Source organism: Bradyrhizobium sp. LMTR 3 (assembly GCF_001693485.1).
In the GTDB taxonomy this organism is placed as follows: domain Bacteria; phylum Pseudomonadota; class Alphaproteobacteria; order Rhizobiales; family Xanthobacteraceae; genus Bradyrhizobium.
Genome location: NZ_MAXC01000009.1, coordinates 107,189 through 127,706, shown reverse-complemented (window position 1 = coordinate 127,706; position 20,518 = coordinate 107,189). Strand labels below are relative to the sequence as shown.

The following is a 20,518-nucleotide window of genomic DNA, read 5'->3' as shown; positions in this document are numbered from 1 at the left end:
TTGCCTAATAACCGCGCGTACCCTCTAATCGTGCTGCCGAGCCGACCGGAGGGGGATCTCAGGGTGGGCCGGCAGGTCGGGGCAGGCTCCGTGAGAGAGCAACAACCGGCTTAATAAAAAGAAGCACAAGACGGCGGGACAAAAACAATGGCGGCAGACCGCGCACAAAATCTACAAGACACCTTCCTAAATCACGTTCGTAAAACAAAAACGCCACTGACGATCTTTCTGGTCAACGGAGTAAAGCTGCAGGGGATAGTCACCTGGTTCGACAATTTCTGCTTGCTGCTTCGGCGCGACGGCCACTCGCAGCTAGTCTACAAGCATGCGATCTCGACCATCATGCCCGGCGCTCCGATCCAGTTGTTCGAGGGCGGTGAGGATGCTCCGGCTTGAGAGTGAACTGATTGGAACCCTTCGACCGTGAAGGGAGCGCCGACCGTCCGCGGTCGGCGGGGGCCAAACAAAGCGGGCGGGTGATCGTCATCGGCCCATATTTGCGAATGCGCCGCGGCGATGCCGATGCGCAGGCGAACGAGGCTGCGCGTGATTTCGAGGCCCGGCTCGATGAAGCCACGGGTCTGGCGCGCGCCATCGACCTCACGATCGCCGATGCGCTGATTGCGCCAGTGACCCAGATTCGTCCAGCGACTTACCTCGGCAAGGGCAAGGTCGAGGAGATCACGGGCCTGATCGCAGGCCATGACATCGAGCTGGTGGTGATGGATTGCGCGTTGTCGCCGATCCAGCAGCGCAACCTCGAGAAGGCCTGGAACGCCAAGGTGCTCGACCGCACCGGACTGATTTTGGAAATTTTCGGCCGCCGCGCCAAGACCAAGGAAGGCGCGCTGCAGGTCGAGCTTGCGCACCTGAATTATCAGCGCAGCCGTTTGGTGCGGTCCTGGACCCATCTGGAGCGCCAGCGCGGCGGTTTCGGCTTCATGGGCGGCCCCGGCGAGACCCAGATCGAGGCCGACCGCCGCCTGATCGGCGACCGCATCACGCGGCTGGAAAATGAACTGAAGAAGGTGCAGGCGACGCGGCGGCTGCATCGCGCCGGCCGGCAGCGGGTGCCGTATCGCGTGGTTGCGCTGGTCGGCTACACCAATGCCGGCAAATCGACCCTGTTCAACCGGCTCACACGCGCCGACGTGCAGGCGGCCGACATGCTGTTTGCGACGCTGGATCCGACCTTGCGCGCGCTGAGCCTGCCGCATGGCGGCAAGGCGATGCTCTCCGACACCGTCGGATTCATCTCCAACCTGCCGACGCAGCTCGTCGCCGCCTTCCGCGCCACGCTGGAAGAGGTGCTGGAGGCCGATATCATTCTCCACGTCCGCGACATCTCGCATGAAGATGCGGAGGCGCAGGAACGCGACGTTGATGCCGTGCTGCGTCAGCTCGGCATCGATCCGGATGCCGGCGCGCGTATCCTCGAGGTCTGGAATAAGATCGATCGCTTCGATCCCGAGGAACGCGAGAACCTGCGCAACATCGCCGCGCGCCGCCCGCCTGAGCGGCCATGCTTCCTGGTTTCCGCCGCGTCAGGCGAGGGGATCGATGCGTTGCTGACCGCGATCGAGGACCGCCTGGCGGCAACGCGCACGACGCTCGACCTCTCCATCGACGCTTCCGACGGCGCCGGCATCAGTTGGCTGCATCGCAATGCCGAAGTGCTCAACAAGGAGCTCCGCGACGGACGCTTCGACATGACGGTGCGCGTCGACGAGACCAAGCGCGATATCGTGGTGTCGCGGTTTGATGCCGTGCCGCGGGTGGCGTAATTGTCGCGCGAACGCGCGTCCTATCTCCGATCACTCCGCGCTGAGGCTGAGGCGGCCGGCTGTTCCGCATCCTTGGCCTCGTTCCACAGCGCATCCATTTCGGCGAGTGTTGCGTCCTCGAGCGAGCGGCCTTTGGCTGCCAGTACGCGCTCAATATAGGCAAAACGGCGCTCGAACTTGGCGTTGGTGCCGCGCAGCGCGGTTTCGGGATCGGCGCCGACATGCCGCGCCAGATTGACCAGCGCAAACAGGAGATCGCCTGTTTCGGCCGCGAGTTCGTCAGGCTTGCCGTTGTCCAGGGCTGCTTCGATCTCGTCAGCCTCCTCACGAATCTTATGCAGCACCGCGCGGGGATCGTTCCAGTCGAAGCCGACGGTCGAGGCCTTGCGCTGCAATTCCATCGCGCGCGTCAGCGCCGGCTGGCCGGCCTTGACGGTTGCGAGCAGCGATTTGTGCGCGGTCTCCTCCGGCGGCCGCCGCGCCGCGCGTTCGGCCTTTTCTTCCGCCTTGATGCGTTCCCAGGCGCTCTTGACGCCGGCGGGGGCGATATTGCCGTCCTTGTCGGCGAACACGTGCGGATGACGGCGTATCAGCTTGCCTGTGATCGCCTCGACCACGTCGCCGAAGGCAAAGGCGTTTTGCTCTTCCGCCATGCGGGCGTGATAGACGACCTGCAGCAGGAGATCGCCGAGTTCCTCGCGGAGATCATCGAGATCGCCGCGTGTGATCGCGTCGGCCACCTCATAGGCTTCTTCGACGGTGTAGGGCGCGATCGTCGCAAAGTTCTGTTCGAGGTCCCACGGGCAGCCCGTGACCGGCGTGCGCAGCGCCGCCATGATCTCGATGAGGCGGGAAATATCGCGGGAAGGGGTCATGGGATTTCCGTCGCTTGGAGGGGCTGGCCGCTTTATGCCGCAAGCGGTCGACCGATCCCAGCGGAACGCTCCGGAATAGAGGCAATTTCCACCGGTTGGCCTTGGGGCGCGGGAGTGCTAATTGCCCGTCATGAGCGACCAATCACCGTCCGAAACCGCGCTGGTGCTGTTTTCCGGCGGGCAGGATTCCACCACCTGCCTGGCCTGGGCCTTGCGGCGCTTTGCGCGCGTCGAAATGCTTGGTTTCAGCTACGGCCAGCGCCACGCCATCGAGCTCGAGTGCCGCGACCGGCTGCTGTCGGGGTTAAGGTCGTTGCGGCCGGATTGGGCGGCAAAACTCGGCGAGAGCCACACGCTGGAGATCCCGACGCTTGCAGAGATTTCCGATACCGCGCTGACGCGCGATGTCGCGATCGAAATGGGAGCTGACGGCTTACCCAACACCTTCGTGCCAGGCCGTAACCTGGTGTTTCTTACCTTCGCCGCGGCGCTGGCGTACCGGCGTGGCATCCGCCACATCGTAGGCGGCATGTGCGAGACCGATTACTCCGGCTATCCAGACTGCCGCGATGAGACCATCAAGGCGCTGCAGTCCGCGCTCAATCTCGGCATGGCGAAGAATTTTGAGCTGCATACGCCGCTGATGTGGCTCGACAAGGCAGCCACCTGGAAGCTTGCGCATGAACTCGGCGGAGCAGGGTTGGTCGATCTGATCCGCGAGCATTCCCACACCTGCTATCTCGGCGAGCGCGGCGCGCAGCACGATTGGGGTTATGGCTGCGGCGAATGCCCGGCCTGCGCGCTGCGGGCGAAGGGCTGGCGGGAATACTCAGTTGTCGTCACCCGCGAAGGCGGGTGACCCAGTATTCCAGAGACGGTCAGTGATTGGCGCGAGAAGCCGCAGCGTAGTGGATCCCCGCATGCGCGGGGATGATGTCCTGGTGTGGGGCGATGGCGACCGCTAGCCAAAATCCTCCGCGGTCAGCTCGATTGGTGCACCATGGGGCGTGCGGTCGGCGGCGTGGTCCCAGGCGTCACGGTAGCGATGCAGGACATCTGACGTTGTGACGCCCTTGGCGGCGACGAGCGTTTCCAGCGTCGCGAGCCAGTGCCGGTAGTAGGTCTCGCCCGTATCTGGATCGCCTTCGGCCTGCGCGCGCTTGATTTGCGCGCCCAGCGTCTCTGCCCATTCCTTCCAGGTGAAGACGCCGGCCTCATGCAACGCCAGCGCCATCGCAAAGGCGCGCGCTTCCCATGGCTCGCGAAACACCGGGCCGTCTTCATCGCGCGGCACGCCGGGAACGGCGACCGCGGCGCGCATGGCCTGCTGCGGGGTCAAATCCATCACGCGCGCTCCAGATAGGATTCCCAGGCGTCGACGGAGACGCTGAGCGTCGGGTCGCCGTCCTTGCCCCACAATTCCGGCCCGTCGAACCGGACTGTATAGAGCCATTGCGGGTCTTCGCCTTGGCCGAGCGAGTTGGTGTCGGGGAAGACGTGGCAGCCGCGATTGAGCTCGATGGTGCCGAGATGGCCACGGACATACTGCGGCAGCCGCGTATGCGTCACCGGGTGGATGTTCTTCATCCGCACAGTGTCGCCGATTGCAAACATCGCAGGTGCTTTCGCCTCGCGTTCGGTCGGGCCGCCGCGGCGGATCGCCGGCGTGACCTCATTTGGAGCGATCGGCTTGACGCCAGGCTTAGGCGGCGACAGCACTTTGCCCGCCTCGACTTCCTCGCGCGTCACCAGCCCGCGCTCGATCATCAGCGTTTCCAGCCCGGCCAGCCATAATTCGAAATAGCTCTTGCTGAGGTAATCCTCAGGCGGGCGGTTCTCGCGCGCGAACCGCGACATATCGATGTTCCAGCCGCCCGGGCGCGCCATGGCAACCGTCAGCGCGAAGGCCCGGCGCTCCCAGTCAGCATGAAACACCGGCTCGTTCGGCTCGGGCACGACAGGCCCAAAACCCTTGGCACCGCCCATGTCATGCGCGCCGTCCATCAGGCAGCCTCACCGGGCTGTTTGGGCAGGCCGGTGCCGATCATGCTGTCGCGGGTGACGAGTTCGGCAAGTTGCTCGGCGCTCCAGCCCTCGGTGCCGGCAGGCCGCATCGGCAGCACGAGGTAGCGGATTTCGGCGGTGGAATCCCAGACCCGGATTTTGGTGGTGTCCGGCAGCGTCACGCCGAAATCCTTCAGCACGCCACGCGGATCGGACACGGCGCGGGAGCGATAGGGCGCGGATTTGTACCAGACTGGCGGAAGCCCCAGCACGGGGTGCGGGTAGCAGGAGCACAGCGTGCACACGACCATGTTGTGCTGCTCGGGCGTGTTCTCTACGACGACCATGTGCTCGCCCTGGCGGCCGGAATAGTCGAGTTCGGCAATCGCAGCCGTTGCGTCCTTCATCAGCCGTTCGTGATAGGCGGGATCGCTCCATGCCTTGGCGACCACGCGAACGCCGTTGCGCGGTCCGATTTTCTTTTCATAGAGATCGATCAGGAGGTCGAGCGCGGCCGGATCGACATAGCCCTTTTCGGTCAAGATCGATTCCAGTGCGCGCACGCGCAGCTCGGTCTCCGAGAGTTCGGAATGGTCGTGGTGGTGATGATGGCCGTGGTGATCGTGATCATGGTCGCTCATGTTGTGAGGATAGGCGCAAAATCCGGGCTAGTCGAGGCAGGGGGCCCCGATCCGCGCCAAGCGGATGCGATGGTTTCGCGAACACGACGGACAGGAACCGACCAAGGATTCAGGTTCGCCGGAATTACTTCTGGTCTAAACTTTCGAAAAAAATGACCGACAGGGAGCGATGGATTGACGGGATTTGTGACGATTGAAAAAGGGCTTGGGCCGGACGGCCGTATCGCTGCGGTGCGTTTCGACCGCGGCGACGGCATCAACGCGTTGTCGCCGGAGGCGCTACGCCAGCTCACCGACGCTGCCCGCAGTTTTGAAGACGATGGCGCAACCTCGGTCGTGGTGCTGACCGGCGGCGCAAAGTCGTTCAGCGCCGGCTTTGATCTCAAGGACCCCGAGGGGCGTTCGCGCAAGACCATGGACCTTGGAGCCTTGCGCCGGCACTTGAAGCTTGGGCCGCGGCTGACCCGCGCCTGGCAGGACATGGACCAGATCACGATCGGCGCCATCGAGGGCTTTTGCGTCGGCGGCGGCGTGGCGCTGGCGGTCGCGCTGGATTTCCGGGTGATGGCCAGAGATGCCCATATGCGCGTGCCCGAGATCGGCCTCGGCATGAATATGAGCTGGCAGAGCGTGCCGCGCATGCTGCATCTGATGGGACCGGCCCGCACCAAGCAGGCCGTAATCCTGGCCGACCAGCGCATCACCGCGGCCGAGGCTTACGAATGGCGCCTGGTGGAGGAGGTCGCCGATCCCGGCACGGCCTTCGACGCCGCGATGGCGCTCGCCGCCAAAGTCGCCGCGCAGCCGCCGCTGTCGGTTGCCATGACCAAGCTGACGATCAATCGCCTTGCGCACGCGCTCGATGATCTCGCCAGCCACATGGATGTCGACCAGTTTGCGCTGGCGAGTATGACCGAGGATCACAAGGAAGGCGTGGCAGCGTTTCTGGAGCGACGCAAGCCGAAGTTCAAGGGCAGGTAGGATGCCGTGACGTTACCGCCAAGGCGGTCCCGGGTTGCGTGCTGGAATCTCCTTGATGCGGCAAGGTGGCTGCTTGATGCCTGTTTTAGGGTTCAGTCACGCCCCTGCGGGGGGCAGGCGACAAACCTTGGCCAGCTCGCACCTTTCCACGCGCTCGATCTGTTTCCGGTCCGCCAAGGGCAGGAGACTGTCGAATATGAGACCCTTTGGACATAAACTTCCAATAATATCAATGCTCTACCCGAAACGTGTTTTAAGCGAATCTGGAGTCACGAGTATATCTTCCCGTCGAATCCGAGTTACCTTCGGAGGTGGGTGACGCCGCACTCCGGGCTTGTTTTAAGAGCTATTCGGACTTCCGAGAACTCCCGGCCGCTTTGGTCGACCGATCCCGCCAGGCCGGGAGAGCCCTGGTGTTGATTTCGATACAGAAGCACGTTTGCGTAGAAGCGGCGCGTAAGCGAACGGCGAAGAGACTTACCGGCTGTATCCTTCACGAGGAGGGCACACGGGATGTTCACATTTCGAACCTCACTCACCTTCGCGGTAATGGCGTTTATCGTCGCTCTGGCCGTGCTGCTGATCGCAATCCAGATCCTGGCTCTTCGCTGGGCCGCGCACGAAGCCGCGTCTGCCTATATGGATGCGACCAGTGCGAAGGCGCTCGGACGCCTCCGGACGGAGATTACCACTATTGCGTCGTTGGTACACGTGCTGGCGACCAGCTCCAGTGTGGCCGATTCAAATGAAAGAACCGAGACCGGCAGTGCGATTCCGCTATTCAAGGCCGCACTGCAGGAACTGCCTCAAATGGACAGTGTCTATGCAGGTTTCGAAAACGGCGCTTGGTTGCAGGTACGGCGCATAGACGATCTCAACGACGAGCAGCGCGGAAGGTTGCGTGCGACGCCAGACGCTAATATTGCGATCAATCTGGTCCGCCCCACGCCGAGTGGCGATCTGCCGATGCGACGAATTTTCGAAGATCAGCAGGGCAACCAGGTCGGGCAGCTTGATCTATGGAAATACGGATACGACGCGCGCAAGCGGAGCTGGTACCGCGAGACGGTGAAAGCCGACCGAGCGCTGGTCTCATCGCCTTATCTTGCATTCAGCATCGGCGCACCGGTGATCACGGTTAGCGCGCCCTTGCGAGGCAAAGTGTCCGGCGTCCTTGCCGCAGATCTCAAGCTCGACAGCTTCAGCGATTTTGTCCAGGCGCAACGACCTGGAGCGCACGGCAGTGTCTTGATCTTCGACTCGACCGGCGCGCTTATAGCCCATCCCAATTTCGCGCAATTCGTTGTCGATGCGATGACGCATCCATCCCAACCGCAATTGCCTAGCATCAAGGAGATCAACTCCGGAGTCGTGCAGGAAGCCTTGCGAAGGTCGGATGGTCGCGACCACTACGACGGAAGCATCCGTGACGATCACGGGCGGGACTTTCTGTTCAGGGTGACAAAATTCAATCTGGGGGAGCAATACAACGCCAACATATTGTTGCTGGCGGCCCAAGAAGACTTTGCTCAAGATGTTCGGAATCTCCAGTTCACCGGATTAATCCTCGCAGTTATCGCTAGCGCTGCTTTTGTTCCGGTCGTTTGGATATTTGGCGGCGGAATGTCTCGATCCTTGAGAGAAATCACGGCTCAGGCGGTCAAACTCCAGAAGCTGGCTGCGCCAGATTACATGTCAGGCACGTCGCGCATTAAGGAAATTCACGAACTCGGCAGTGCGATGGAGCTCGCGCAGCGCGCCATTTGGTCGTTCGCGCACTTTGTCCCCAAGGAGATCGTCCAGCGGATCATTGATGATTCCATCTCCACCGAGCTTGGCGGAATTCGAGGGGAGATTACCGTCGTTTTCACCGACGTCCGGGATTTTACGACGATCGCAGAGTCAGCCGACCCTGACACTCTCATGCACCAAACGTCGCGATATTTTTCCGTGCTTACTGGGGCCTTCCTCGCCGAAGGCGGAACAGTCGACAAGTTCATTGGCGACGCGGTGATGGTGTTCTGGAACGCACCCAATCCACAGCCCGACCACGTCGAGCGGGCCTGCCGGGCAGCTCTTGCGGGCAGGGCGGCATGTGAAGAGCTCAACTCTCAGTTTGAAACCGAGGGTCTGAAGCCGTTCTTCACGCGATTCGGCATTCATGTCGGGGAGGCCGTCGTCGGCAATCTTGGGTCGACGGAGCGTATGAACTACACTGCCCTTGGCAATACGGTAAATCTGGCCGCGCGCCTCGAAGGGCTGAACAAGCAATTTGGGACCACCATTCTTGTGAGCGAAGACGTCTATTCGCGGGTTCAGCACTGCTTCCAGTTCAGAGCCTTTGAGTCGGTCATTGCCAAGGGCATGACGAAGGAAACCCGCATCTTCGAACTGGTCGGGACCGCGACATGAAATCAACGATACCAGGTGTCATGCCAAGGTTGTTCGGCTTGTGGCTGATGCTCGCTGCTTCAGCGGTTCACGCAGGCGAGGACACAATCAAAATCGGAATTCTCCATTCTTTGTCAGGTACCATGGCGATCAGCGAGTCGGTGCTCAAAAACACCGTTCTCATGCTGATAGCGGACCAAAACAAGAAGGGCGGTCTGCTCGGACGGAAACTGGAGCCGATCGTTGTTGATCCCGCGTCCGATTGGAACGTCTTTGCGGAAAAAGCCAGGCAACTGCTCTCGAACGATAAGGTCGCCGTTGTATTCGGGTGCTGGACCTCCGCCTCGCGCAAGTCCGTGCTACCGATTTTCGAGGAATTGAACGGCTTGCTCTTCTATCCTGTGCAGTACGAGGGTGAAGAAAGCTCGCGTAGCATTTTCTACACGGGCGCAGCGCCCAACCAGCAAGCAATTCCAGCCGTTCGATATCTGATCGGCAATGAGGGAGGCAAGGTTCGCAGATGGGTTCTGCTCGGTACCGACTACGTCTACCCGCGTACGATCAACCGAATCCTGAGCGCGTATCTTGCTGCAGACGGGGTGTCGCCGGATGACATCATGACGATCTATACGCCGTTCGGCCATTACGAATGGCGAGAGATCGTCGGGCGGATCAAGGCCTTCGGTTCGGAGGGAAAAAAGACCGCAGTCATATCAACCGTTAACGGAGATGCAAACACGTACCTCTACAGCGAACTAGCTGCCCAACAGATAGACGCCAACGCAATTCCGGTGATGGCTTTCTCGGTCGGCGAGCGCGAATTGCTTGATGTGGACATTGCCCCCGTTGGGCACCTGGCGGCCTGGAATTACTTCCAGTCGATCAAGTCAGCAGAGAACGACGCTTTCGTGAAAATGTGGGCAGACTTCAACGAGCAACGAGACAAAACCACGAATGATCCGATGGAGGCCACCTTCATTGGCTTCAGGATGTGGACGCAAGCCGTCGTTCAAGCGGGCACAACCAACATAGATGCGGTCCGGCAAGCGACGTACGGTCAGAGGATCAAGGCACCGAGCGGCTTCGAGGTTGTAATGAACACCAATCATCATCTTTCCAAGCCGGTCATGATAGGCAAGATAAATTCTTCCGGGACCTTCAATGTCATTTGGCAGTCGATCAATCCGGTCCGAGCCGATGCCTGGAGCAAGTACATTCCCGACAGCGCCAACCGTACGGCTGATTGGACCTTCCCTTGGATCTGCGGGGGATGCATCGAGCCGACGTACAAGGAATGGTGAGGAGCGTGGCGCTGCCGCCGATGGCCAGAGATACCATGGATGTCGACCAGTTCGCGCTGGCGAGCATGACCGAGGATCACAAGGAAGGCGTGGCAGCGTTTCTGGAGCGACGCAAGCCGAAGTTCAGGGGGAAATAGCGCAGTATGGCCGCGCTGGCCAGATTTGCCGCGACAACCACTGGGATTGCCACACCCAAAAATATGGCGCAGCATCCTTCAATTGCATGATCGAAATCAAAACAGGATGGGTTATTAGCCCCTTGCAACCTGCGAGCATTGCGTGCCTCGCGGAAGCTGAGATTAGAACACCGCCATTGCTGGCGAGCCCACACATGGAGAAGGCCCAATGAAAACCGTACAAGCGATGCTCGCCGAAGCCGATGCCGAAGTCCCGCGTATCAGTCCCGATGAAGCCAAGGGATTTCTGGGAAGGGCCGATGTGCTTTTCCTCGACGTTCGGGAGCCGGCGGAAGTTACTGCCTCTGGAAAAGTTCCGGGTGCCGTCGCGATACCGCGCGGCCTCGTGGAGTTCAAGGCGGATCCTGCCTCAGCAATGCACGATAAGGCCTTCGACCGGACCAAGACGGTTATTGCTTACTGCGCATCCGGCGGGCGTTCCGCGCTGGTGGGAAAGACGCTGAAGGATATGGGTTACGGCAACGTACGCAATCTCGGCGGCTTCAAAGGCTGGTTGGAAGCAGGCGGAGACGTCGAAAAGGGCTGAGGCGCAAGCCAACATTCGAGGGCGACCGCGCATCGCGACGGTCGTCGCAACCTTCAAGTCACATGGTCTTCTGTCAGTGGACTTGCCGGCGCCCGCGACGGTCCACTGAGCTGGCGTGAAGTCGGGCCTTTGTTGACTTCAAAAGCCAAACGAACAACCTCACCGCGCCACTGCGCTGCCGCCAATATTCCAGCCGCGGCTGCCTTCGCCGAAGATCTCGTAGCCGGTTGCGGCCACTGCAACCGTGTCCTCCAGCTTGATGAAGCCACGGCGCGGGTGCTTCATCGTCGTTTCGATCGACACCACCATGCCGGGCTCCAAGGGCCGGCGCGCGTCCGGGTCATCGTAGGGAATAGGGCCCGTGGCCGTCAGGCGAGGGGCCTCGTGGCTGACTAGCCCCATGCCGTGCGCCAGGAAGTCGGTGCAGTCGCGCTGGCTGGACTGCGCGAGCCGCTTTTCCGCCGCGGCATAGATTTCGCCGCCCATCGCGCCCGGTCGCACCGCGGCGAACGCGGCCCGCTGGACGGCTTCGATTTCGGCCAGCAGCTCCTTGAGCTCGCTGTCCGGTTCGCCCAGCACGGCCATCCGCGCGAGGTCGCCAATATAGCCGTGATAGTTGCCGCCGGAATCCAGCGACAGCACGTCGCCGGTTTCCCAGCGGTCGGCGGAAGGCGCCCGGTTATGGCTGGCGCCGCAGGCCAGCAGGCAATACTCGAAAGTCAATCCGCGCTTGACCTCCGCGATCCTCAGTGCGTCGAAAAGCTGCTGCTTGGTGGTGCCCGGGCCGTGGTGTGCGATCACCTCGTCCATGGATTCGATCACCAATTCCGAGGCCTTTTTCAGCTTGGCCAATTCCGCCGGCGACTTCACGGCACGCAGGCGCTCGAGCACCAACAGCGCATCCTTGATCTCGCTATCGGGCAGGGCGTCCGAAAGGGCCCTGCCGGCATCCATCGGCAGGAACGGCATCTCGACGCCGATGCGCTTCATCGGTACGCCCGCGCTCTTGATCAGGCCCGCCGCGAGCGAAACGGCATCCAACGAGCCGTTGCCCTCGGTGCGGACTTGCGGAACCCACAGCGGCGCCACGGCCCGCTGGTGGGTTTCGAGCCGGTGTCCGATATAGGCCGCCTTATCGGGCGCGCCCTTCGGGTAGATCAGGACGGGCAAGTAGCGGCTGACGCCGAGCGCGTCCATGTAGTCGAAGAAGATCGCGCGCTCCGCGCCGAGCAGGTATTGGACATTGTGCTTGGACGTCGCGACCAGGATATCGAGTCCAGCCGCTTCCATAAGGGAATCGAGCTTGGCGGTGTCGAATGGAATGGCGCGAGATTCGGTCGGGCGACTGACGCGTTCTTGCATGATGAGGACCTCCGTTGCGGACGGCTTGAACCAACCGGCCTCGGGGCTTTGTGTTTCGCCTGGAGCCGCATTGTGGGTGGGAAGCGGGGTTCCTACCAGCGATGAAATCGGCGAGCTCCAATGCAGATTGACGAACGCTGGCTGTCGTTTCTGGTTGGATCTGAGTCTCGGCAGCAAAAAACCGAGATGTCACCGGCTGTTTCACCGCTGCATTCGAGTCCACTCTGGTTCCATTCGAGTCAAACCGCCGCGCTGATACACAGGATCATGCCCGTCCAGTTCAATCGCGAAGCGCCGCGTTATGCCTGCCTCGGCAGTAAGGCCGGAAACCCTTTGCACTGACAGTGAAAATTGGCGGCGAGCGCATTCGGCAGCGCGACTTACATCCTCGTTTTGAAACTGGTGCGAAGCCATGCGCGTATCAGCTTCCGGAAGGACAAATCGTGTTTCCGGAAGGAGCAAACCGTATGACTGCAATAGCAATGACTCAAACGCCTCAAGCAAACGGCAGATTGTCGGGCGAGCTGTACAAAGTCGTTGAATTGATCCTGGACCGCGGGCTGGTCATCGACGTGTTCGTGCGTGTGTCGGTGATCGGCCTCGAGGTGGTCACCATCGATGCGCGGGTCGTCGTGGCCGGCGTCGATGCTTACCTGCGCTTCGCCGAGATGTGTGGCCGCCTCGATCTCACCGGCAGCAGCCCCCGGATCGGCCGCTCGCTGCCCGACGGCGCGCTGCCGCTCGAGCTACCCGGCCGGGCGCGCACGGAAATCGGCTGACGCAACGGAAAGGATGACTGATGAGCAGCTACGTCTACTGTGTCACGCGTGCCTCGCATCCACTACCGCTCGAAGGGGCGGTGGGGGTGGGGGAGCGAGCTCCCGCCCTCCGGCTCGTGCGCGAGAAGGATCTCGTCGCGGTGGTTAGCGACGCGCCGGAGAACTTGCGCGCGAAGCGGCGCGATCTGTTGAAGCACGATGCGGTCATCGGACGGGTCTACGCAGCCGGCACCGTGCTGCCGATGCGGTTCGGGATGGTCGCGCCCGACGACGAGGCCGTGCAGACGGAGCTTCGGTCGGGGGCGCGTCGCTATGGCGAACTGCTGTGCCGGATCGATGGCCATGTCGAGCTGAACGTCAAAGGCGTTCATGCGGAGGAAGCTCTTCTCCGCGACCTCTTGCTTCAGAACGACGAGTTACGCACTCGAAATCACGCACTTCGCGCCGCAGACGGCGGCCGCCACCAGGACAAGGTGGCGTTCGGCGAGCACGTGGCCGCCGCCGTTGCGGAGCGGCGCGCGCGTGACGCAGACCAGGTCATCGCCCGCCTGCAACCACATGCCGCGCGGATACGTCAGGGCCCTCCGGTCGACGGTTGCTTCGTCAACGTATCGTTCCTGGTGGCGTCCGGCGCCCGGGCGGACTTCGATGCTGCCTTGTCGCCGCTGCGCCGCGAGCTGCCCGGCTACGCAAGCGTCGAGGTGTACGGGCCCTTGCCGCCTTACAGCTTCGTCGGCAACGAAGCGGATGTGTGAGGGATCGTGGCGGTGGGACTCCTGTCGCAGATCTTGTTGCTGCCGCTCGCGCCGGCCCGCTTCGCGCTATGGACCATCGACCGGGTCGTCGACGCCGCTGCCGAACAGCATTGCGGCCCGGCAGCCATCCGGCGCGAGCTGGCCGAACTTTCGCGGCAACTGGATGAAGGGTTGATCGATGCCGAGGAATTCGATCGACGCGAGGACGAGATCCTCGACCGGCTGGACGAGGGACGAAAGCGAGGAATGATCGCATGATGGAACAAGACTTGTGGCACGGACGCCAGGGTGCTTCGCCGAACCTGGCTGACATTCTGGAGCGGGTTCTGGACAAGGGGCTGATCATCGCTGGCGACATCAAGATCAACCTGCTCGACATCGAGCTGCTAACCATCAAGCTCCGGCTGTTGGTCGCGTCGGTGGACAAGGCCAAGGCGATGGGGATCGACTGGTGGGAGCACGATCCGGCGCTTTCCCAGCCGCGGCCGCGGCAGCTCGCGGCCGAGAACGCGCGGTTGCGGAAGCAGATCAGGGCGCTGGAAACCGCCACTCTGGAGACACGGCGATGAGCACGGCGAGCTATACTTACGCGGTCGCGCGTCCGTTCAATCCAACCCAGGCGGCCGGTCTCGTCGGCGTCGACGGCGCCGCGATCCACCTGGTCCGCCACCAAGACCTGGTCGCCGTGGTCAGTCCGCTTGCACCTGCCGACGCCGACGAGACTGCGCTGCGAGCCAGGCTGGAGACGCTGGCGGAGCTGGAGGTGATCGCACGCGCGCACCACAGGGTCGTGGCGGCGGTTGCCGCGTGCACACCAACGTTGCCGTTCCGCCTCGCGACCGTTCACCGCACCGACGACCGCGTTGCTCAGTTGCTACGCCGGGAGTACCGGCGCTTCCGCGAGACACTGGATCGGCTCGCGGGCCGCGTGGAGGTGGGGGTGAAGATCTACGTGCAGCACGCGGGCGCATATGCCGGCGCCATGGCCGCGGCTGAGAAAACCGGCGGGTCCGGATCGGCGCGCGCGGGCAGGGACTACCTGCGCAACCGCCGCGAGCAGCGCGATCGGCGCCAGCACGCGTGGCGGCGCGCAACCACTGCGGCCGAGGAGATGGACGCCGTTCTCGCCGAGCTTGCCGTCGATCGCCGCCAACACCGAACGCAGAGCGCCGAGCTGTCCGCTGCTCCAGGCGAAAATGTATTCAACGCAGCCTACCTGGTGGATGCCGGGCGCGCCGAAGAACTCACCGCCCGTGCACAGCGGCTGGGCGCCGAAAACCCGCACGTGACGCTCGAGATCACGGGCCCCTGGCCGCCCTATTCGTTCGCCGGCAGCGAGGAGGGCACGTGAGCCCCGCCGCGTTCCCGGCTCGAGAGGTCGCACTAGTCGACCTGCTCGACCGGCTTCTGGCGGGTGGCATCGTGCTGGCCGGAGACATCACGCTGGCGATCGCCGACATCGACATGGTGCAGATCTCGCTTCGCGCTCTGATCACGTCGCTCGACCGGACCACGCGATCTGGCGCAGCGGAGCGAGACCAGTGAGCGCCGGCGTCGCTGGACATGAGCCGGAGCCGCGCCAGCGCATTTCGATGGCGCCTGACACGGTCGAACGAGATCTGGCCCGCCTGGTGCTCACCGTCGTGGAGTTGCTGCGTCAGCTCGTGGAGCGACAGGCGCTTCGTCGTGTCGACGAGGGCGGCTTGACCGCAGCGGAGGAGGAGCGCGTCGGCATGACGCTGATGCTTCTAGACAACCGCATATCGCGCCTGCGGCAGCACTTCGGGCTCGCCGCCGAGGACCTGAATATCGACCTGGGACCTCTCGGTCCGCTGCTTCCGCGTTGAGTTCCCTAAGTCTAACGTCGAGCACATCTGCTGCAAATTCCTAGACCTGAAGTGCACAGGGCGCCGTGAATCCAGGCAGGCTCAAGATCCAGATCGAACTAGCCTGTAATTCGCATAAGGTATATTATGGAATATAAATATCTAGAATTAGATCAAATATTTAGGCGGATATGCTGGCAAATCTAGTCAGCTCTGGCGTCGAAACGGCTCGCCTTTGTCGGCCATGACAGTCCTGATCTGCTGCGTCCCGGCCATTCCTATTGCCGACACTTGCTGACGCTGCAATAAGCGCGCGCGGTGATCGCTGATGATCCCGTGGACCGCAGGTTCGTGTCTCGGACCTCAAGAACAATAACTCTCAAGGGAGAACTGGAATGAGCTTTTCACGACGCACGCTTCTCAAGGCATCCGCTGCGTCAGCGGTTTTGGGCGGCATCGGCGCACCGTTGGTGGCGCGAGCCCAGAGCGCGGAATTCACCTACAAATACGCCAATAATCTTCCGGACGGCCATCCGATGAACGCTCGTGCCAAAGAAATGGCGGCAGCGATCAAGGCCGAGACCAAGGGCCGGTTCGACCTGCAGATTTTCCCGAACAACCAGCTCGGTTCCGATACCGACATGCTGAGCCAGATCAGGTCCGGCGGCGTGGAATTTTTCACGCTCTCGGGGCTGATTCTGGCGACGCTGGTGCCGGCGGCGTCGATCAGCGGGATCGGTTTCGCATTCCCGGATTACGACACGGTCTGGAAGGCCATGGACGGGGGCCTGGGTGCCTATATCCGCGGCGAGATCACCAAGGCCAATCTCGTGGTGATGGATAAGATCTGGGACAACGGCTTCCGCCAGACCACATCCTCGACCAAGCCCATTAGCGGCCCGGAGGACCTCAAGGGCTTCAAGATCCGGGTGCCGGTGTCGCCGCTCTGGACTTCAATGTTCAAGGCGTTCGATGCAGCGCCCGCCTCGATCAATTTCAGCGAGGTTTACTCGGCGCTGCAGACCAAGATCGTCGAGGGCCAGGAAAATCCGCTGGCGATCATCTCGACCGCCAAACTGTACGAAGTGCAGAAGTTCTGTTCGCTGACGAATCATATGTGGGACGGCTTCTGGTTCCTGGCGAACCGCCGCGCCTGGGAAAAGCTGCCTGAGGATGTCAGGACGATCGTCGCCAAGAATATCAATGCGGCGGCCACCAAGGAGCGCGAGGACGTCGCCAAGCTGAATGCCGGGCTGCAGCAGGAACTGGCGGGCAAGGGCCTCACGTTCAACCAGCCCAACGTGACACCGTTCCGCGACAAGCTGCGCTCCGCCGGCTTCTACGCGGAATGGAAAGGTAAATACGGCGACCAGGCCTGGGAGCTGCTCGAGAAATCCGTGGGTAAGCTGTCGTAACTGCATAGCGTTTTCGAGCGAAAAAGAAGCGGGCGGCCGTCGTGGCTCATGCCGAACTGAGTGAAGTGGTTGGCGGTGAGGTGGCTCAGCCCCCTCGCCGCCGTTCGTTGCTGGCTTCCATCGAGCAGGCCCTGGGAATGTTGGTCGAGCTTCCCGCAGCGCTGCTGGTCGTTGCCGAAATCGTCATCCTGTTTGCCGGCGTGGTGGCGCGCTACGCGCTGCACCGGCCGCTGATCTGGTCTGACGAACTGGCCTCAATCCTGTTCCTGTGGCTCGCCATGCTTGGCGCCGCGGTTGCGTTTCGGCGTGCCGAACACATGCGGATGACGGCGGTCGTCGCCAACGCGAAGCCCGCGATGCGCGCCTATCTCGATCTGGTGGCGACAGCAGCCGCCCTGGCGTTTCTCATCCTGATCGCCTGGCCGGCTTATGAATACGCCTACGAGGAAAGCTACATCACCACGCCTGCATTGCAGATCCTCAATAGTTGGCGTGCCGCGGCGCTGCCGGTCGGCATTGCCCTGATGGCGCTGTTTGCTTTGCTGCGGCTGGCCCGCGTCGGCAACGTTCGCACGGTGTTGGGCGCGGTCCTGTCGGTCGCACTCGTCATCGGAATATTCTGGCTGCTCAGGGGCTCGCTCAAGCCGCTCGGTAACCTCAATCTGATCATCTTCTTTGTCGGGGTGGCCGGCTTCTCCGTGTTTGCCGGCGTACCGATCGCGTTCGGCTTTGGCTTGGCGACCTATGGTTATCTAGCGCTGACCACGGGCACGCCGCTGATGGTGCTGGTCGGGCGCATGGACGAGGGCATGAGCCACCTCATCCTCTTGTCGGTGCCGCTGTTCGTGTTCCTGGGCCTGCTGATCGAGATGACCGGCATGGCGCGCGCCATGGTGGCGTTCCTCGCAAGCTTGCTCGGCCATGTCCGCGGTGGGCTGCATTACGTGCTGGTCGGCGCGATGTATCTGGTATCGGGTATCTCGGGCTCCAAGGCCGCCGATATGGCCGCCGTGGCGCCGGTGCTGTTTCCCGAGATGAAGGCGCGCGGCGCCAAGCCGGGCGATCTGGTCGCCCTCCTCTCAGCCACGGGCGCGCAGACCGAGACCATTCCGCCGAGCCTCGTGCTGATCACCATCGGCTCGGTGACCGGCGTCTCGATCGCGGCGCTGTTCACCGGCGGCCTTCTGCCGGGCCTCGTGCTGGCAATCACGCTGTCGGCGCTGGTATGGTGGCGTTACCGGAAGGAGGATCTGCGGCACGTCACGCGGGCGAGCGTCACCGAGATTGTCCGCGCGTTTGCCATCGCCCTGCCCGCGATCGCGCTGCCGTTCGTGATCCGCTACGCCGTGGTCGAGGGCATCGCGACCGCGACCGAGGTTTCCACCATCGGCATCGTCTATGCTTTTGTCGTCGGCTACCTGATTTACGGCCTCTTGATCTACCGCAACTTCGACTGGCGGCGGATCGTGCCAATGTTGGTCGAGACCGCGTGCCTGTCGGGCGCGATCTTGCTGATCATCGGCTGCGCCACCGGCATGGCCTGGGGCCTCACGCAGTCCGGCTTTTCGCGGACGCTGGCGGCCGCCATGACCGGCCTGCCCGGTGGCTCGTCGACGTTCATCGCCGTCTCGATCGTGGCCTTCGTGATCCTGGGCAGCGTGCTCGAGGGGATTCCGGCGATCGTGCTGTTTGGGCCGTTATTGTTTCCGATCGCCCGCGCCGTCGGCGTCCACGAGGTCCATTACGCGATGATCGTTATTCTCGCGATGGGTATCGGGCTATTCGCGCCGCCCTTCGGAGTGGGCTATTATGCGGCCTGCGCCATCGGGCGCGTCGACCCGGCCGAGGGTATCCGGCCGATCTGGGGTTACCTGTTGGCGCTGATGGTCGGCCTGATTATCGTGGCGATCTTCCCGTGGATTTCCATCGGGTTCTTGTAAGGTCAAACTTTTGTAGATGGGACACAGCCAATGAGCGCAGCCCAGAACCAGTATTCGATCGGATTGGACAAGACGCCGGCGAATTACGTACCGCTGACGCCGCTGAGTTTCCTCGCCCGCAGCGCCGCCGTTTATCCCGATAGCATCAGCACGGTCTATGAAGGCCGCAGCTTTACCTGGGCCGAGACCCATGAACGCTGCCGACGCTTTGCGTCCTGGCTCGGCGCGCGGGGTATTGGCGTCGGCGACACGGTCGCGGCGATGTTGCCCAACGTTCCCGCGATGAATGAGGTGCATTTCGCCGTGCCGATGGGGGGTGCGGTGCTGAACGCACTGAACATCCGGCTCGACGCGCCCTCGATTGCCTTCCAGCTCGACCATGGCGGCGCAAAAATCATCCTGGTCGATCCTGAATTTGCCGACGTGATTGCGGAAGCGCTGACGCTGATGAAGGGACCAAAACCCTTCGTCGTCGATGTCGATGACGCCTCGTTTGCAGGCGGCAAGCGGATTGGTGAGATCGAGTATGAGGCGGCGGTCGCGGCGGGCGATCCGGCCTTCGTCGCAAGGCTTCCCGGCGATGAATGGGACGCGATTGCGCTGAGCTACACCTCGGGCACAACGGGCAACCCGAAAGGCGTCGTTACTCATCACCGCGGCGCTTATCTCAATGCTGTCAGCAATATTCTGGCCGGCAATCTCGGCCAGCATCCGGTCTATCTCTGGACCCTGCCGATGTTCCACTGCAACGGCTGGTGTTTTCCGTGGACGGTCGCTGCCGCCGCCGGCATCAATGTCTGCCTGCGCAAGGTCGATCCGGCAAAAATCTTCGAACTGATCGCGAAGCACGGCGTCACCCACATGTGCGGTGCGCCGATCGTCTACAACACGCTGATCAACGCGCCCGGTGCGCCGAAGGGTGATAAAGCTCGCCTCGTGGTCGGATTGATCGCGGGCGCAGCACCTCCGGTCGCCGTGCTCGAGGGCGCCGAGAGCATCGGCATCAAGCTGACGCATGTCTACGGGCTGACCGAAGTCTACGGCCCTGCCTCCGTCTGCGCCGAGCAGCCGGGCTGGGACGAACTGCCGGCCGACCAGCGGGCACAGCTCAAGCGCCGGCAGGGCGTGCCCTACCCGCTAGAGGAAGCCGTCACCGTGCTCGACCCGCAGACCATGCAGGAGGTGCCGCGCGATGGCGAAACCATCGGCGAGGTCATGTTCCGCGGCAATATCGTGATGAAGGGCTATCTCAAGAACGAGAAGGCGACGCAGGAAGCCTTCGCCGGCGGCTGGTTTCACACCGGTGACCTCGGCGTGCTCGACGAGCATGGCTACGTTATCATTAAGGACCGCTCCAAGGACATCATCATCTCCGGTGGCGAGAACATCTCCTCCGTCGAGGTCGAGGACGTCCTCTACAAGCACCCTGCCGTGCTGTTCGCGGCCGTCGTAGCGAAACCCGACCCCAAATGGGGCGAGGTACCCTGCGCTTTCGTCGAGTTGAAGGAAGGCGCCAAGGCGACGGAAGCCGAGATCATCGCCTTCTGCCGCAGCCACATGTCGGGCTTCAAGACGCCCAAGGCAGTGTTGTTCGGCCCGATCCCGAAGACATCCACCGGCAAGATCCAGAAATTCATGCTGCGCAACCAGGTGGAATCGGCAAAGGCGATATCGGCGTAGATTCGTAGGGTGGGCAAAGCGAAGCGTGCCCACCATGCTTGGAAGTTCGGCAGACGATGGT

General features: G+C 62.3%; 23 protein-coding genes and 1 pseudogene. 19 read left to right on the top strand and 5 right to left on the bottom strand.

Annotated elements, in window-relative coordinates:
* Positions 1-147: 147 nt before the first annotated feature.
* Both hfq and hflX read left to right on the top strand, forming a co-directional pair.
* Entirely contained in the window at positions 148-396 is a 249-nt protein-coding gene (gene hfq / locus LMTR3_RS08170) for an RNA chaperone Hfq (protein WP_006020546.1), read from the top strand.
* 11 nt (positions 397-407) lie between these two features.
* On the top strand, positions 408-1,784 hold the full coding sequence (hflX, locus tag LMTR3_RS08165) for a GTPase HflX (RefSeq protein WP_065744571.1): 1,377 nt from the start codon (positions 408-410) through the stop codon (positions 1,782-1,784).
* Between the two features lie 20 nt (positions 1,785-1,804).
* Here hflX and mazG read toward each other — a convergent pair whose 3' ends face one another.
* The gene (gene mazG / locus LMTR3_RS08160; protein ID WP_065744570.1) at positions 1,805-2,659 is read right to left on the bottom strand and encodes a nucleoside triphosphate pyrophosphohydrolase; all 855 of its coding nucleotides are present in this window, start codon (positions 2,657-2,659) and stop codon (positions 1,805-1,807) included.
* 130 nt (positions 2,660-2,789) lie between these two features.
* Between mazG and queC the strand changes: the two genes are divergently transcribed.
* On the top strand, positions 2,790-3,518 hold the full coding sequence (gene queC, locus LMTR3_RS08155; protein ID WP_065744606.1) for a 7-cyano-7-deazaguanine synthase QueC: 729 nt from the start codon (positions 2,790-2,792) through the stop codon (positions 3,516-3,518).
* A gap of 102 nt (positions 3,519-3,620) precedes the next feature.
* Here the strand turns inward: queC and LMTR3_RS08150 are convergent, their stop codons facing one another.
* The 3 genes from LMTR3_RS08150 to nthA are packed head-to-tail and all read right to left on the bottom strand — an operon-like array spanning position 3,621 to position 5,304.
* On the bottom strand, positions 3,621-4,004 hold the full coding sequence (locus LMTR3_RS08150; protein WP_065744569.1) for a nitrile hydratase accessory protein: 384 nt from the start codon (positions 4,002-4,004) through the stop codon (positions 3,621-3,623).
* Positions 4,004-4,663, bottom strand: a complete 660-nt coding sequence (gene nthB / locus LMTR3_RS08145; protein WP_065744568.1) for a nitrile hydratase subunit beta — start codon at positions 4,661-4,663, stop codon at positions 4,004-4,006. The genes LMTR3_RS08150 and nthB overlap by 1 nt, the downstream gene beginning before the upstream one ends.
* A complete protein-coding gene (gene nthA / locus LMTR3_RS08140; protein ID WP_065744567.1) occupies positions 4,663-5,304 on the bottom strand; it encodes a nitrile hydratase subunit alpha in 642 nt (213 codons plus the stop codon). Before nthA ends, nthB begins: the two co-directional genes overlap by 1 nt.
* Before the next feature lie 174 nt (positions 5,305-5,478).
* Between nthA and LMTR3_RS08135 the strand changes: the two genes are divergently transcribed.
* The 5 genes and pseudogenes from LMTR3_RS08135 to LMTR3_RS08120 all read left to right on the top strand — a co-directional run bounded on the left by LMTR3_RS08135 (position 5,479) and on the right by LMTR3_RS08120 (position 10,700).
* Positions 5,479-6,285 (top strand): enoyl-CoA hydratase/isomerase family protein, encoded by an 807-nt coding sequence (locus LMTR3_RS08135; RefSeq protein WP_065744566.1) that lies wholly within the window; start codon positions 5,479-5,481, stop codon positions 6,283-6,285.
* A 513-nt stretch (positions 6,286-6,798) separates the two neighbouring features.
* Positions 6,799-8,697, top strand: coding sequence for an adenylate/guanylate cyclase domain-containing protein (locus tag LMTR3_RS08130; RefSeq protein WP_084029481.1), 1,899 nt, complete (start codon positions 6,799-6,801; stop codon positions 8,695-8,697).
* Positions 8,694-9,977 carry an urea ABC transporter substrate-binding protein gene (gene urtA, locus LMTR3_RS08125; RefSeq protein WP_084029480.1) on the top strand — a complete coding sequence of 428 codons (1,284 nt, stop codon included), beginning with the start codon at positions 8,694-8,696 and terminating at the stop codon, positions 9,975-9,977. The genes LMTR3_RS08130 and urtA overlap by 4 nt, the downstream gene beginning before the upstream one ends.
* Positions 9,978-10,012: 35 nt before the next feature.
* Positions 10,013-10,114, top strand: a pseudogene (locus LMTR3_RS37365) (enoyl-CoA hydratase/isomerase family protein); the annotation flags it as partial.
* Between the two features lie 226 nt (positions 10,115-10,340).
* Complete coding sequence (locus LMTR3_RS08120; RefSeq protein WP_502686608.1) at positions 10,341-10,700, top strand: rhodanese-like domain-containing protein; 360 nt, start codon at positions 10,341-10,343, stop codon at positions 10,698-10,700.
* 159 nt (positions 10,701-10,859) lie between these two features.
* Here the strand turns inward: LMTR3_RS08120 and LMTR3_RS08115 are convergent, their stop codons facing one another.
* Positions 10,860-12,062, bottom strand: coding sequence for a M24 family metallopeptidase (locus LMTR3_RS08115; protein ID WP_065744605.1), 1,203 nt, complete (start codon positions 12,060-12,062; stop codon positions 10,860-10,862).
* A gap of 120 nt (positions 12,063-12,182) precedes the next feature.
* On the opposite strand from LMTR3_RS08115, the gene LMTR3_RS37360 reads away from it, so the two are divergent.
* The 11 genes from LMTR3_RS37360 (at position 12,183) to LMTR3_RS08065 (ending at position 20,457) form a co-directional block, all read left to right on the top strand.
* Positions 12,183-12,404 carry a hypothetical protein gene (locus LMTR3_RS37360; RefSeq protein ID WP_141686516.1) on the top strand — a complete coding sequence of 74 codons (222 nt, stop codon included), beginning with the start codon at positions 12,183-12,185 and terminating at the stop codon, positions 12,402-12,404.
* Between the two features lie 170 nt (positions 12,405-12,574).
* Positions 12,575-12,841 carry a gas vesicle protein GvpJ gene (gene gvpJ, locus LMTR3_RS40195; RefSeq protein WP_065744562.1) on the top strand — a complete coding sequence of 89 codons (267 nt, stop codon included), beginning with the start codon at positions 12,575-12,577 and terminating at the stop codon, positions 12,839-12,841.
* Between the two features lie 20 nt (positions 12,842-12,861).
* On the top strand, positions 12,862-13,596 hold the full coding sequence (locus LMTR3_RS08105; RefSeq protein ID WP_065744561.1) for a GvpL/GvpF family gas vesicle protein: 735 nt from the start codon (positions 12,862-12,864) through the stop codon (positions 13,594-13,596).
* A 36-nt stretch (positions 13,597-13,632) separates the two neighbouring features.
* The gene (locus tag LMTR3_RS08100; protein WP_210184680.1) at positions 13,633-13,854 is read left to right on the top strand and encodes a gas vesicle protein GvpG; all 222 of its coding nucleotides are present in this window, start codon (positions 13,633-13,635) and stop codon (positions 13,852-13,854) included.
* Positions 13,851-14,165 (top strand): gas vesicle protein, encoded by a 315-nt coding sequence (locus LMTR3_RS08095; protein WP_065744560.1) that lies wholly within the window; start codon positions 13,851-13,853, stop codon positions 14,163-14,165. Before LMTR3_RS08100 ends, LMTR3_RS08095 begins: the two co-directional genes overlap by 4 nt.
* The gene (locus tag LMTR3_RS08090; protein WP_065744559.1) at positions 14,162-14,947 is read left to right on the top strand and encodes a GvpL/GvpF family gas vesicle protein; all 786 of its coding nucleotides are present in this window, start codon (positions 14,162-14,164) and stop codon (positions 14,945-14,947) included. Before LMTR3_RS08095 ends, LMTR3_RS08090 begins: the two co-directional genes overlap by 4 nt.
* Positions 14,944-15,141 carry a gas vesicle protein gene (locus LMTR3_RS08085; RefSeq protein WP_141686515.1) on the top strand — a complete coding sequence of 66 codons (198 nt, stop codon included), beginning with the start codon at positions 14,944-14,946 and terminating at the stop codon, positions 15,139-15,141. The genes LMTR3_RS08090 and LMTR3_RS08085 overlap by 4 nt, the downstream gene beginning before the upstream one ends.
* Positions 15,138-15,443 (top strand): gas vesicle protein K, encoded by a 306-nt coding sequence (locus tag LMTR3_RS08080; protein WP_245319806.1) that lies wholly within the window; start codon positions 15,138-15,140, stop codon positions 15,441-15,443. The genes LMTR3_RS08085 and LMTR3_RS08080 overlap by 4 nt, the downstream gene beginning before the upstream one ends.
* 374 nt (positions 15,444-15,817) lie before the next feature.
* Positions 15,818-16,837 carry a TRAP transporter substrate-binding protein gene (locus LMTR3_RS08075; RefSeq protein ID WP_065744558.1) on the top strand — a complete coding sequence of 340 codons (1,020 nt, stop codon included), beginning with the start codon at positions 15,818-15,820 and terminating at the stop codon, positions 16,835-16,837.
* Positions 16,838-16,878: 41 nt separating this feature from the next.
* Complete coding sequence (locus tag LMTR3_RS08070; RefSeq protein ID WP_065744557.1) at positions 16,879-18,777, top strand: TRAP transporter large permease; 1,899 nt, start codon at positions 16,879-16,881, stop codon at positions 18,775-18,777.
* 30 nt (positions 18,778-18,807) lie between these two features.
* Positions 18,808-20,457, top strand: coding sequence for an acyl-CoA synthetase (locus LMTR3_RS08065; protein WP_065744556.1), 1,650 nt, complete (start codon positions 18,808-18,810; stop codon positions 20,455-20,457).
* Positions 20,458-20,518: the final 61 nt, after the last annotated feature.

What these genes read in the sequence shown, in the direction of transcription:
- nthB (WP_065744568.1), bottom strand. Translation starts at nt 4,663, where the DNA reads ATGGACGGCGCGCATGACATGGGCGGTGCCAAGGGTTTTGGGCCTGTC.
- LMTR3_RS08130 (WP_084029481.1), top strand. Translation starts at nt 6,799, where the DNA reads ATGTTCACATTTCGAACCTCACTCACCTTCGCGGTAATGGCGTTTATC.
- LMTR3_RS08090 (WP_065744559.1), top strand. Translation starts at nt 14,162, where the DNA reads ATGAGCACGGCGAGCTATACTTACGCGGTCGCGCGTCCGTTCAATCCA.
- queC (WP_065744606.1), top strand. Translation starts at nt 2,790, where the DNA reads ATGAGCGACCAATCACCGTCCGAAACCGCGCTGGTGCTGTTTTCCGGC.
- urtA (WP_084029480.1), top strand. Translation starts at nt 8,694, where the DNA reads ATGAAATCAACGATACCAGGTGTCATGCCAAGGTTGTTCGGCTTGTGG.
- nthA (WP_065744567.1), bottom strand. Translation starts at nt 5,304, where the DNA reads ATGAGCGACCATGATCACGATCACCACGGCCATCATCACCACCACGAC.
- LMTR3_RS37360 (WP_141686516.1), top strand. Translation starts at nt 12,183, where the DNA reads ATGCAGATTGACGAACGCTGGCTGTCGTTTCTGGTTGGATCTGAGTCT.
- LMTR3_RS08075 (WP_065744558.1), top strand. Translation starts at nt 15,818, where the DNA reads ATGAGCTTTTCACGACGCACGCTTCTCAAGGCATCCGCTGCGTCAGCG.
- LMTR3_RS08120 (WP_502686608.1), top strand. Translation starts at nt 10,341, where the DNA reads ATGCTCGCCGAAGCCGATGCCGAAGTCCCGCGTATCAGTCCCGATGAA.
- LMTR3_RS08150 (WP_065744569.1), bottom strand. Translation starts at nt 4,004, where the DNA reads ATGGATTTGACCCCGCAGCAGGCCATGCGCGCCGCGGTCGCCGTTCCC.
- hfq (WP_006020546.1), top strand. Translation starts at nt 148, where the DNA reads ATGGCGGCAGACCGCGCACAAAATCTACAAGACACCTTCCTAAATCAC.
- LMTR3_RS08095 (WP_065744560.1), top strand. Translation starts at nt 13,851, where the DNA reads ATGATGGAACAAGACTTGTGGCACGGACGCCAGGGTGCTTCGCCGAAC.
- mazG (WP_065744570.1), bottom strand. Translation starts at nt 2,659, where the DNA reads ATGACCCCTTCCCGCGATATTTCCCGCCTCATCGAGATCATGGCGGCG.
- LMTR3_RS08105 (WP_065744561.1), top strand. Translation starts at nt 12,862, where the DNA reads ATGAGCAGCTACGTCTACTGTGTCACGCGTGCCTCGCATCCACTACCG.
- LMTR3_RS08115 (WP_065744605.1), bottom strand. Translation starts at nt 12,062, where the DNA reads ATGCAAGAACGCGTCAGTCGCCCGACCGAATCTCGCGCCATTCCATTC.
- LMTR3_RS08065 (WP_065744556.1), top strand. Translation starts at nt 18,808, where the DNA reads ATGAGCGCAGCCCAGAACCAGTATTCGATCGGATTGGACAAGACGCCG.